The sequence below is a fragment of the Psychrobacter sp. 1Y4 genome (assembly GCF_051847555.1).
This window is the reverse complement of sequence record NZ_JBPYDE010000011.1, coordinates 1-13,093: the sequence shown is the minus strand read 5'-3', so window position 1 is coordinate 13,093 and position 13,093 is coordinate 1. Positions and strand designations below refer to the sequence as shown.

At 44.5% G+C, this 13,093-nt stretch carries 9 protein-coding genes; 5 read left to right on the top strand and 4 right to left on the bottom strand.

The window, feature by feature from the left end; all coding sequences use genetic code 11:
- Nucleotides 1–71: 71 nt before the first annotated feature.
- The 3 genes from ACS8FC_RS10250 to ACS8FC_RS10240 all read right to left on the bottom strand — a co-directional run bounded on the left by ACS8FC_RS10250 (nt 72) and on the right by ACS8FC_RS10240 (nt 3,350).
- On the bottom strand, nt 72–1,061 hold the full coding sequence (locus tag ACS8FC_RS10250; protein WP_439296675.1) for a membrane dipeptidase: 990 nt from the start codon (nt 1,059–1,061) through the stop codon (nt 72–74).
- 187 nt (nt 1,062–1,248) lie between these two features.
- Nucleotides 1,249–2,724 (bottom strand): aldehyde dehydrogenase family protein, encoded by a 1,476-nt coding sequence (locus tag ACS8FC_RS10245; protein WP_439296674.1) that lies wholly within the window; start codon nt 2,722–2,724, stop codon nt 1,249–1,251.
- Nucleotides 2,725–2,960: 236 nt separating this feature from the next.
- A complete protein-coding gene (locus ACS8FC_RS10240) occupies nt 2,961–3,350 on the bottom strand; it encodes a RidA family protein (protein ID WP_439296673.1) in 390 nt (129 codons plus the stop codon).
- Between the two features lie 181 nt (nt 3,351–3,531).
- Here ACS8FC_RS10240 and ACS8FC_RS10235 point away from each other — a divergent pair, with 181 nt between their 5' ends.
- Complete coding sequence (locus ACS8FC_RS10235; protein WP_439296672.1) at nt 3,532–4,473, top strand: LysR family transcriptional regulator; 942 nt, start codon at nt 3,532–3,534, stop codon at nt 4,471–4,473.
- Between the two features lie 47 nt (nt 4,474–4,520).
- Here ACS8FC_RS10235 and ACS8FC_RS10230 read toward each other — a convergent pair whose 3' ends face one another.
- Nucleotides 4,521–6,311, bottom strand: a complete 1,791-nt coding sequence (locus tag ACS8FC_RS10230; protein ID WP_439261068.1) for a potassium/proton antiporter — start codon at nt 6,309–6,311, stop codon at nt 4,521–4,523.
- A gap of 392 nt (nt 6,312–6,703) precedes the next feature.
- Here ACS8FC_RS10230 and ACS8FC_RS10225 point away from each other — a divergent pair, with 392 nt between their 5' ends.
- From ACS8FC_RS10225 to ACS8FC_RS10210, 4 genes are all read left to right on the top strand, one after another.
- Nucleotides 6,704–8,089 (top strand): purine-cytosine permease family protein, encoded by a 1,386-nt coding sequence (locus ACS8FC_RS10225; RefSeq protein WP_439296671.1) that lies wholly within the window; start codon nt 6,704–6,706, stop codon nt 8,087–8,089.
- Between the two features lie 117 nt (nt 8,090–8,206).
- Nucleotides 8,207–9,991, top strand: coding sequence for a caprolactamase subunit beta (capB, locus tag ACS8FC_RS10220; RefSeq protein ID WP_439261084.1), 1,785 nt, complete (start codon nt 8,207–8,209; stop codon nt 9,989–9,991).
- Between the two features lie 56 nt (nt 9,992–10,047).
- Nucleotides 10,048–12,129, top strand: coding sequence for a caprolactamase subunit alpha (gene capA, locus ACS8FC_RS10215; RefSeq protein ID WP_439296670.1), 2,082 nt, complete (start codon nt 10,048–10,050; stop codon nt 12,127–12,129).
- Nucleotides 12,130–12,275: 146 nt separating this feature from the next.
- A complete protein-coding gene (locus ACS8FC_RS10210; RefSeq protein ID WP_439296669.1) occupies nt 12,276–13,019 on the top strand; it encodes a cupin domain-containing protein in 744 nt (247 codons plus the stop codon).
- The last annotated feature ends 74 nt before the right edge of the window (nt 13,020–13,093 follow it).

Sequence of the window (13,093 nt, the reverse complement as noted above, 5' to 3'; positions counted from 1 at the left end):
GCAAAGCTTAGATTTAAACAACGAACCTCTAAAAAACGAGCTTTCAAAGCTTAACTTTAGAGTGTTAATATTTAAGCCGACGGCTTTAAACCTTGCTCTAAAAAATCAAACCAGTTTTGGCCGATAATTTTGCCAGCATCAGCCTCATTAAAGCCATGCTGTAAAAGACCGTTATAGATATTTTCCATACCATCTTTGCCAGCGAACCAAGGCAAAGTATCCGGCCAGCCTGAATTATTAGCATTACCTTCACCATAATCCATCGCTTTTGACCAGCGACCATTACGCATCCATTCAAGTACCGCTTGCGGCTGATTAAGGCACAAGTCGCTACCAATAGCTAAGTGCTCAACACCATATTTATCCGCACAATTGGCAATCATTCTGCAAAAGTCCTCAAGCGTACAGTCGCTACCATTTGGCAAGTGGAACGGGTATAAACTAAAGCCTAATAGCCCGCCCGCTTTGGTCAAGGCGCTAATAACCGTGTCTGATTTATTACGCAAGGCATCATGAGCGGTGGTTGGATTGGCGTGACTGATACATATCGGACGCGAGGAGACTTCTATCGCCTCAAGCGTAGATTGCTCAGCACTGTGCGACATATCGACGATCATACCGACGCGATTCATCTCTTTAATAGCTTGCTGACCAAAGCGGGTGACGCCGCTGTCATTCTGCTCATAGCAGCCAGTTGCTAGCAAGCTTTGGTTGTTATAAGTCAGCTGCATAATCAGTAAACCCAAACGGCGCATGACGCTAATCAGACCAATCTCGTCATCGATTGGTGAGCAGTTTTGCGCGCCAAAAAAGATACCGACTTTGCCCTGCTCTTTTGCCGTTTTGATATCAGCGACCGAATACACGGGCATAATCAAATCGCTGTTCTGCTCAAAGCGTGCGTGCCATTCAGCGAAGCGGGTCATGGTCTGACGCGCATCTTCGTGATAGACCAAGGTGGCATGTACCGCATTGATACCACTATCTTTTAGCATCTTGAAGTAGTCGCGATCCCAATGGCTATACTGTAATCCGTCAATGACGATATGATCTTGATACATATCCATTCCCTTTTTATGCTTTCTTAATTTTATGAGCTGGCTTCTAGCTTAAGATTTGCGTAGGGTGGGTTAGCTTTATTAAGCTTTCGTAGAGAGTGCCAATAAAACGTAACCCGCCGTTTTGAATAATCTAATATCGAATATTGGCGGGTTACGCTATCGCTAACCCACCCTACGCTTTATCCTATTAGTACGCTTTTTGATAAGCGGTCTTGACGATGGTATAGAATTCTTTAGCGTATTGACCTTGCTCACGCAGGCCAAAGCTCGACTCTTTACGACCACCGAACGGCACATGATAATCGGTACCCGCTGTCGCTAAGTTCACCATCACGCAGCCAGCTTGTACTTGCTCTTTAAACATCGCACTACTACGCAGACTTTGGGTGATGATGCCGCCAGTCAAACCAAAGCGCGTATCATTGGTCATCGCAATCGCCTCTTCCAAGTCCTTGACACGCAAGACACAGGCCAGCGGGGCAAACACTTCTTCTTGGTTGATATCCCAGCTGTTATCGGTTTCAGTAAACAAGGTCGGCGACATATAGTAGCCTTCATGTGGCATCTCTAAACGCTCACCACCAAAGGCTAAATTGGCTCCCGCTTGTTTGGCTTTTTCAATCCAATCCATGTTTGATGCCAACTGCTTGTCATCGACCACAGGTCCCATAAAGATACCGTCATCAAGCGCATGACCGACTTTTAGCGTTTTCATTTTGGCGACCACACCGTCGACGAAAGCATCATGGATACTGTCCATGACGATAAGGCGTGAAGAGGCGGTGCATTTTTGTCCTGAGCCCCCAAATGCACCAGCAACCGCTGTATCAATAGCAACCTGCAAATCAGCATCATCAGCGATGACTAACGCATTTTTACTACCCATCTCAAGCTGGCAGCGGATAAAGTTTGGTGCCGTTGCAGCAGCAACTTTACGTCCTGTCGGTACAGAACCTGTAAAGCTGACCGCATCAATCTCTGTAGAATGGATAAGCGCGTCACCGACGCTAGAGCCGCCACCCAATAGCAAGTTAAACGTACCTTCAGGCATACCTTGACGGTGAATGATTTCCGCTAACGCGACCGCACTGGCAGGCGTTAAATTCGCAGGCTTCCAGATAACACTGTTACCAAAAGCTAACGCTGGCGCGATTTTCCATACCGCAGTGGCAGTTGGAAAGTTCCAAGGAGAGATAATTGCAACCACACCGACAGCTTCACGGGTGACTTCGACTTTGACCCCAGGGCGTACCGAGTCAGCAAGGTCGCCCATTTGACGTAACACTTCAGCGGCATAATAATGAAAGAACTGACCAGCACGATAAATTTCACCGCGACCCTCTAGAAAAGGTTTGCCTTCTTCACGTGATAACAAAGTACCTAGCTCATCACAGCGGGCAATCATCTCATCACCAATCGCTTGTAGAATAGACTGCTTCTTTTCAAGTGGCGTTGCTTCCCACTTGGGCTGTGCTTGGCGAGCAGCTGCAATAGCATCTTTGACTTGGTCTTGACTTGCTTGCGCGAACTCACCAATGGTTTCGCTGGTATCAGATGGGTTAATATTGGCAATGGTATCAGCGCCCGCTTGCCATTCACCATTGATATAAAGTGACTTAGTTGGGTCTTGTTGCAATACTTGTTGGGTGGTTTGGGCTGACATAAGAACATCCTTAGTAAAACGATTAAAAAACCTGGTAAATAAAAAATATGAAATGAAACCTATCTATATAATTGATTTACTTTGAAGAAAATAGTGCTACTGGGATGAATTTTGTGAAGCCTCTGGAGTGCAAAGCGCACAGCAAGCGAGGAAAATTTATACCAGTAGCACGTTTAACCACTGTATTTGTTTTATTTTAAAATAAATATATTTATGAATAGAAATTTATTCAAAACTTAAGGCACAGCAGCATAAACGACCAGCTCTACCAGCATCTCTTCACGAGCAAGCCCTGAGATCACCAGAGCGGCTCTGTTTGGATAAGGAGCTTCAAAGTATTCAGCATACACTTGGTTAACGGTTTTGAGATACTCGCGATCCGTCACATAAATAAGCACTTGCAATACCGAATCCATGCCGACATTGGCACATTCTAGTGTGTGCTTAAGATTGTCTAGCGTTTGCCGAGTTTGCGCCTCAATACCGCCTGCGACCACTTCACCATTTTCATCGATAGGAATCTGTGCGGTATACAGCGTGCCATTGTTAGTAATCGCCCACTCTAACGGTGACTTAGAAGCGTAAAGTGAGGTCTTAACGGGCTGCTTAGTGGTTTGAGTCGTCATGCGGTGTTCTTCCTTAGATAAATGGCGGCATCATCTGTTTAATTGATAGCCTGTATTGCGATGTTGCATCCATGCTACCCTTTTAATAATGACAAATCTAACTAATTAAATATTAAAATTGATAGATTTAATCTATCATAGTAGATATATTATTGATAAATAGATTTAGGCGGCAGAAAATATGAAAATACAGCAATTACGGCATTTTTTATTTGTGGTAAAAGAAGGCGGTTTTCGTGCCGCGGCTGAGCGCGCCAATCGATCACAAGCAGCGCTGTCAGCCTCCATCAAAGAGCTGGAAAAGACGCTCGGTCAGCGTTTATTTGAAAGTGGTAACAAAGCCACACTCACCCCTTTTGGTGAAACCTGCTTACCGAAGATTGAGCAATTCCTTACCACTTATAAAGCACTAGAAGATGATCTCAAAGCATCTGCGTCTGGTGACAAAGGTAAAATAAGAATTGCAAGCGTGCCATCGCTCGTCACCAAGCTGTTGCCAAGCGTGTTGGTCGAATACTCAAAAAAGCACCCTGATATTGAGATTGTATTGATAGATGATAATTCTGTTGGGGTAGCCAATCGATTATTGGCAGGAGAAGTAGATTTAGCATTGGGTAACTGTATCAGTATAGATCAGGCGGATATAGATTTTACCCCACTCATATCAGATCCTATTGGTGTCGTTTGCTTAAAAAGCAATTCGTTAAACCAGTTGAAAAGTCAGCCAGAAAAGCAGTCAAACAACCAGACAAAGAGCCAACGGAAAAAAGGGCTTAAGTGGCAACAGCTAGTCACGCAGCCTTTTATTTATAACGGTACTTGTCGATTGCTTGAAAACACGCCTGCCGAAGTACTCAATCGCAATGCACGCTACACGGTCAAAAACATCACGTCTTTATTTTCACTACTGCGCAATGATTTGGGTATCACGACTTTGCCCAAGCTCGCCTTCCCCTCTAATGAGCCAGAGCTGGTTTGGATTGACTTACTTGAGCCATCTTTGGATAGACAAATTGGTATTTTTAAGCTGGCGAATAAAACCATCTCACCGCCAGCGCAAGCCTTTTATGAGCTGTGTATTGCCTACGTTCAGAAGCATTACCCTTTGTCAGACATGGCCTGATTTTGCATAGCTTGGTTTTTTAACAGTATCAAAGCTTGTTTATTGTCTTAGACCATCGTTGGCAATTCTTGGTGTTTTAAGCCAATGGTTCTAAGCGCTCCCTTGTCATCGACCTCTTTAATAACTAACGACCATTCGTCATTTATCGTGACCGTATCACCCGACACTGGAGCCGTGTCCAAGCTTTCTTTAACGTACTCAGCCACGGTCTGCTGCCACATGTTTATTGATGGGTCGTCAGCTTTAGACTTGAGCTTATGTGTGAGGGTTTCGGATGCCATGACACCAGTAAAAAACGGTAAATCCCCAAGCTTTACACTGGGTGATAACAACCAATCTCCGTAGAAGTCATCAATGGCTTTACGATCTAACGTCGTATCATTAAAGATCTTGGCAATCTTACTGGCATGATTGCCCCTCATGGCGTACCAGACGCTATCACCAAATTTCAGCTTAGTATTTTCATCGACAATGACTATTTGTTGTCCACGCACTAGCGCAAAAATACTAATCTCATCAGGACTGACTCGGTTGGAGATGCCTTTAGGATGACGACCGATGGCAAACGCCCCTGATTGAACTTCAAACTCGTATAAAGTGATACTTGCCTTGTCTGACACCCAAACTTCGTGCTCCTCTTTTGGGTCTTTATTAGTCGGAATACGCACCTTAAATAAATTTGCCATAATAGGAATGGTCGTTCCTTGTAAAATCAACGATAAGACCACCACCCCAAACGCAATATCGAACAACATAAAAGCGCCATCTATTCCCGCCATGACTGGCAAAATGGCAAGGGTAATAGGGACAGCACCGCGCAAACCGACCCAAGAGATAAAACCAATCTCCCTATCTTTAAACTTAAAAGGCTTAACACTGGTATAGACGGCGATAGGTCGGGCAACCAAAATCATAAAGGCGGCGATTGCCACTGAATAATGCCAAACATTGATGACGTTTGATGGTGTGACTAATAGTCCTAAAACGACGAAGAGTACCGCTTGCGACAACCATGCAAAGCTATCCATCACTCGCATTACATGCTCAGTTGAGCGCACTTTATGGTTGCCAATTAGCACACCAGTGAGGTAGACAGCCAAAAAGCCACTACCGCCGATTAAATTGGTAGCTGCAAAGACTGACAAGCCAGCAGAAAGTATCAAAATTGCATACATACCCTCTGCTAAATGAACCTTGGGTAATAGCCTAGAGAGTAGATAACCGAAAAGTAAGCCCATTCCCAAGCCAAAGCTCAATTGCTGTAATAGCAATCCTAGAAATCCAAATACGGTCTGCCCAGCAGGATCTACATTTAGAGCGATTAAGCCCGTAACCAACAAGATAGCCAAAGGATCGTTGGCACCAGACTCTAATTCGAGCGTGGCTTGAACACGATCGTTGAGCTTGACCCCGCCATTACGTAATAGAGAAAATACTGCTGCCGCATCGGTCGAGCCAACGATTGCTGCCATCAGCAAACCAAAGCGCCAATCAACATCAAGTAACCAAGTAACGAAGACTCCTAGCACCATAACGGTAGCCAGTACGCCCCAAGTCGCTAGAGTGACCGCAGGCTTTAGACCGACTCGAAATGATTTAAACGAGGTACGCAATCCACCGTCTAACAAGATACAAGCTAAGGCCGCCTGCCCGACGAAGTTGGCAATATTATATTGTGAAAACTCAATTCCTAAGATACCCTGCTCGCCCGCCAACATGCCTACTGCTAAAAACAGCAGTAACAACGGAACGCCCAAGCGTGCTGATAGTGTACTTGCCATGATACTGGCAAAAATTAACAATGCCCCCACTAGGTATAGGATATTTAAGGTATCCATCTTTTTAAGCCCTATTTTTAATAATTATTATGATGGTATTGGTTATGGTGATTGAGCGAATTATAGTTACTGATAGTACTATAAATAACTATTACGGATGTGGCTAGGTGAAAGTTAACAAAAACCATCAATCAAAAAACCCTAACAACCCTGCACCCTCAATCAAAAACTCTGCATCTCCAGTCATTTTATTTCTTAAGGTATTGTCTATAGTTAAATGACTACAGTTATCTTTTTAGTTATAGAGATATTGTAGGAATAACACCATTTTACAGGACGTAAAAAACATGGTGTGGCTACTGTCAACGAAACAGAAGTCTTTGCTAATTATGTTTAGCCGATAGACGATTACGACGACGGTACAACCAATAGACTATCATAAGGAGTGTGATATGGCAGGTGTAATACAACCAAAGAATAAGGGCCAGGATAATTCTGCTACCCCTTCTGATCCTAACCAAGAGTTGGTGTCAAACGAAGATCGAGCTACAAAAGGTTCCTTAACCATGGCATGGTGGGGCGTCTGTAGCGCCATGTTCTATCTGGTCATTGGTATTGCAATGGCAGAGAACTATGGGACTAAGAATGCGATTATCGGCTTATTGATAAGCTGCGGCGCTTACGGAATCATAAATGGAATCATCACTCGCTATGCCATTCGCACAGGCATGTCAGTGGCCTTGTTTTCTCGCGTATTATTCGGTCATAAAGGCGCAGCTTTAGCGACACTGATATTTTTTGCCACGGCGATGTATTACGCGGTATTTGAAGGCTCTGTCATTGCCGTCACCTTTAGCCAAACTTACCCTTCTGTTCCTTACTGGATAGCCGCTTTGATCGTGGTGGCTTATAGTGTGCCTATGATTATGGGCAGCGTACAAAACTGGCTGGACAAACTAAATGGTGTGCTCTTGCCGTTTTACATTATCGGGCTCATTGCGGCGGTCGTCATGGCGACCAATGAGTATGGTTATAGTAGTGCTTGGCTGTCTTTAGGGCCTGAAGAAGCACTGCCTTTTGGCTGGTGGAACGTTGCCGTATATTACATGGGCATATGGGTATTGATGATGTATACCTTTGATTATGCGCGTTATGGCAAGCAAGAAGACAGCAAATTCTTATCTTGGTTTAATTTCGGCATCCCCTTCTATCTAGTCGCTTTTTTCTTGAGCGGACTGGCGGGGATTTATTTAGTGAGCACTATCCCCTTAGAAGGCGCATTATCCGAGGTGTCCATCACTTTAGGACTGGTAAAATTGATGGGTGTGTTCGGTCTTATCTTTGTCGTCGTTACACAAACTCGTATTAATACTGCCAACTACTTATTGGCGACAACCAATCTGCAAGCATTCCTCAAAGATACCATCAATATTCAAATTCCAAAATTTGTTGGCGCTTTATTAATTGGTACTTTTATTTTCGTTCTGATGCTACTCGATGTATTTGCTTATCTGTTACAAGCGCTTGCCTATCAAGGTGTATTTGTGGTGGCTTGGGTGGCGATTGCCCTCACCCATATTCTTTATCCTAAACGAAAAGACATCTTTGGCGCGGTTCCCATCATTGATCCGCAGCGCTTGCCAGCATTTGATAAGTCAGGATTGGTCGCTTGGATAGCAGCCTCAATCGTCGGAATCGTGCTTATGAATCTGGGCGGCAGCTGGGTCAATTGGTATGCGACCTTGACCTTTATTACAGCGACTGTCTTGTACGCGATATTGATGCCCAAAACTCAGCAACACGTTTTACAACTCTCACCAAAAACAACGACTGGCTAAATAAATGAGATAAAAAGTGCACTGACAGTCAAATACTGTGCCTGCTCAATCCATTTATTTGTGGTTAGCATTGTTATAGTAAAGCCAGTGCGATAATAAGATTACAAGGAGTGAATCATGAATCAAGCTAAAAACACCTCGACCACCGCTTCAACCAAGGCCCTCGATCCTATCACTTTATCCGTTGTCCGCGGCGCGTTAGAAACCGCGCAACGCGAGATGACACTTACCTTAGAAAAAACAGCACGCTCTAGTGTGTTTAACCTAGCGCATGATTATAGTAATGCGCTGTTTGATCATCTACCTGAGATGATACTGCAAGGTCAAGACATTCCTATTCATCTAGGCTCATTAATGCCAGCCATGAAAGCGGTGGCAGGATTTTATGGCGACGATATCCATGAAGGCGACATTATATATCATAATGACCCTGTCGTTATGGGCAGTCATATTTTAGATTGCTGCATGTATAAGCCTGTGTTTTATGACGGTGAGCTGGTATTTTGGACGGTATGTAAAGGTCATGTCACCGATATCGGCGGTCCTGTACCTGCTGGTTATAACCCAGATGCCAAAGAGATTTATGCCGAAGGCTTGCGCATTCCACCCATCAAAATATGGGAAAAAGGCGTTAGACGTGATGACGTTATCAACCTAATTCATAGCAATATGCGCTCACGTCGCAATCAAGAAGGCGATTTGAATGCCCAGTACGGTGCTTGCGCGGTTGGTGAGCGCAACATGATTGCGTTGCTAGACAAATATGGCGTAGAGACGGTTCGTGCAGCGATCGAAGAGCTGAAAAACATGGCTGATAAGCACATGCGCTCGCTCATCGAATCGCTGAATGATGGTGAGTATCATGGCGAGGCCGTTCTGGAAGATTCAGGGCATGGTCTTGGCGATTTGACTATCAGTGCAGACATTACTATCAAAGGTAGCGATGTACATATCAAGATAGATAGCCCGCCACAAGTGCCTTATTTTATCAACTCTTATGCCGGTAACTCAATGTCAGGCGTCTTGCTTGGCCTCATGATGTTCGCGCAAGTGGACCCTCCTTATAACGAAGGTCTGTATCGCTGCGTCACCGTTGATTTAGGTGAACATGGCACGCTATGTAATGCCAAAGAGCCAGCGCCTCACGTCAACTGTACCACCACACCGATGGAGACGCTGACAGATGCAGTTCGTAAGGCGTTAGAGGACGCAGCGCCTGAGCGCGTAACGGCATCATGGGGACATTCGTCAGGAGTCAACATCGCCGGCATTGATCCAAAAACGGGTGAGCAATATGTCACCATGGTACTCGCCTCTATTATCTCAGGCGCAGGCGCCACTCAGCAAATGGATGGTTGGCATGCTTGCGGGCCTTTGTGCTGCTTTGGTGCGTTAAGCTCAGGTGATATCGAGTTATTAGAATATCAATATCCTATCGTCGTCCATAAGTATGGACTGGCAGAAGATAGTGGTGGCGCAGGACGCTTGCGCGGCGGCTGCGGTACAGTTTGGGAGGTAGAACCCCTCGATCACACCATGACCGTTGTTGCTTTTGGTGAAGGGCGTCATATCCCAACGATGGGTGCAGGCGGTGCTGAGCAAATCTCTCCAGAGCTCAAGTTAGGAAAATTAGAAGTGTTCCGTGAAGGTGGCACCACCGATACTCATCTTCACAATACGGTAATTGAGATTAAGTCAGGAGAGCGCGCGCGGAATACCAATCCTGGTGGCGGCGGCTTTGGTCGCTCTTTTGAGCGTGAGCCTGAAGCGGTGCTACGTGACGTCATCGAAGGGATTGTCTCTGTGACTGCCGCTGCAAAAGAATACGGTGTCGTCATTGATAGCAAAACCATGCAACTAGATGAAAAAGCGACTCAAGCATTACGGGCAGAGGCGGCATAGTTGGTACAGGGATGTACTGACTCTACATATAAAATAGAAAAGTTTAAGGATGAATTATGAGTTATGAATTTCGTTTAGGCGTAGATGCTGGTGGTACTTTTACCGATTTCGTATTGGCTGAAAATGGGGGCGATATACATCTATTCAAAGCCCCTTCTACCCCTGAAGATGGTACTAAAGCGATTGCTAACGGGCTGCAACAGATTTCCGAAAAATTCAATCGCCCAATTACCGAGATCATCCAAGCCTGCGACTTATGTATTAATGGTACCACCGTTGCCCTAAATGCTCTGATTCAAATGAAAGGGGTAAAAGTAGGACTACTCTGTACGGAAGGTCATGAAGACAGCATTGAGATTCGTCTGGGCCATAAAGAAGAAGGCCACCGCTACGATGCAAGCTACCCGCCAGCACCGCAAATAGCGCCGCGGGATTTGCGCTTCCCTATTCGCGGTCGAATACTTGCCGATGGGACAGAGCGTGAAGAGCTCAATGAAGACGATATTTTAGCAGCCATAGAAGAGCTAAAACGCCAAAACGTCAAAAGCGTGGCCATCTCTTTTGTATGGTCAATACGCGATACCAAACATGAGCAACGAGCAAAAGAGCTGATACAGCAGCATATGCCAGATGTATTTGTGTGCTGCGGTAGTGAGGTCTATCCGCAGATTAAAGAATATACGCGTACCTCAACGACCCTAGTTAATGCCTATCTCAGTCCGATTATGTCATCTTACGTATATAAGATAGATGATTACTTCAAACAACTTGGCGCTGATCAACCAGTACGTTACTTCCAATCTAATGGCGGGCTTGCATTGGGTGAAGTCATGAAAGAGCGTGCGGTTAACGCGATCAACTCAGGGCCTGCCTCTGCCCCGCAAGCGGGATTGTATATCGCTGAACCTTTCGGTATTAATAACGTAATTACTGTCGATATGGGTGGTACCTCGTTCGATATTACACTAGCAAAAGATGGCAAAACCAGTCTAAATCGCGATATTGACTTTTTGCGCAATCGCATTGGTGTACCTATGATTCATGTCGAAACCCTAGGTGCTGGCGGTGGCTCTATTGGTCATATCAATAACTTTGGCATGTTAGAGGTCGGACCACAAAGTGCAGGCGCGACCCCAGGACCTGCGTGTTATGGTAAAGGTGGCACACTACCGACGGTCACCGATGCAAACTTAGTATTGGGATATTTGCAGTCTGGTGCCGTACTAGGCGGGATTGTCACTTTAGATGAAGATAAAGCAAAGGCTGCTATCGATGAGCATATTGCCAAGCCTTTAGATATCGATTTACCTCATGCAGCTTATGGTATTAGTACGATTGTCAATCAAAACATGGCCAATGGTATTCGCCGTATTACTATCGAAAAAGGCTATGACCCTCGCGACTTCGCTTTAGTTTGTGCTGGCGGTGCTGCGGGTATGCATATTATCTCACTAGCAGAGGAGATGGGTATCAATACAATACTTGTACCTAAGTCAGCTTCTTGCCTATGCGCTTTTGGACAAATCATCTCTGATGTCAAATACTCGTATCTAGCCACTCAAATTATGATTATGTCTGCAGATGTTGAGCTAGAAGCATTAAACGATACCCTTACAAGGCTTGAGCAAGACGGTATTACAAAGCTTAAAGAAGATGGATTTAGTGACGAAGATATAGAAATTGAACGCGCTATGGAGATGCGCTACGTTGGACAAGTCCATGAATGCAATGTCATCGTGCCAAACGGCAACATAGATAGTAATGCAGCCGAAGATATCCTACAAGCCTTCCACAAGCGTCATAAAGAATTGTATACTTATGATGAACGAGACAGTGCTGTAGAGCTTGTCAATGTAGAAGTTTCAATCATTGGGAAAGTCAACAAACCTGAGCTACCTACCCTAGATACTCAAGTTGGATCGGTGGAGAGCGCTAAAGTGGATGAGCGCAAGATGATACATGACCATACTTATCAATGGATGCAAACCCCTATTTATGATGGCAATAAACTGGGTGCAGGAGCGGTTGTTACCGGTCCAGCTTTGATTGAAGAGCCAACCACAACTATTGTGGTTAAACCTAATTGGCAAGCTGATTTGCATCAATCTGGAACATACAAGTTGAGCAAAATTCAATAATGTGGATATAATAGTCATAACTATTTCAGCCTTTCTCTCTTTATGGGAGAAGGGTATTTATCGTTTTTGTTAAGATAAATCTGAAAACCAAGTGGAGAGAATAAAGAGCTGTAAACTTATTACCTAGCATTTAAGGATGAATGCAAATGGAACATAGTCAAGGCATAAGCAAAAAACTCTATGAGCATATAGATAACACCAGTAGCACTCAAAAACCAATCAAGCCTTTACTAAATGCTGATGGCTGGCAAAACGCAATTAGTGATACCTATTTTGACTTAAAGGTACAAGTTAAAAACCCCAACCAGTTCACAGGTCAACTTCAACAAGCCATCCTAACCCAAATGGGTGTCTCAGGCTATATCGCGGATTCTGTACATTATCAACGTAGTGGACAGGATGTATCCAAGGCTTGCGATAGTATTTTGCTTACGTTTCCACTGAATGGCTCAGTGTGCTTTGAACAACAAAAACGGTTATTAACTTGTCACCCTGGTCAGTTCTTTATTGAGCTATCTCACCAACCTTATCAATTTTATCATACCGAAACGGTAAAGCTACAAGTCTTAAAAGTACCGATAGCCAGACTAGAAAACCATCAGCGTTTAATAGAGCAGTATTTTGCTCAGGCCATTACTACTGAACAAGGCTCGGGCAGACTACTTAATCATCAAATCAATCATGCTCTGCACCTTGCCACTAACTTTACATTATCCTCTACAGAGTCTCAGTTTCTCGAGCAACAACTATTAGACTTAATCATACATACTCTACATCGACCCACCTTATCTCTAGCAGATAGTCAAAACTCAACGATCAAAGCCGCGCATCTACAACGGATCGAAGACTTTATACATTTTAACTTAGCCAATCCTCAGATTTCTCCTTGAACCGCCCCGGGATTGTCGGAGACTCAACATTCTGAGAGAATACAACGATGAAAACACGACACTACACCCCCGAG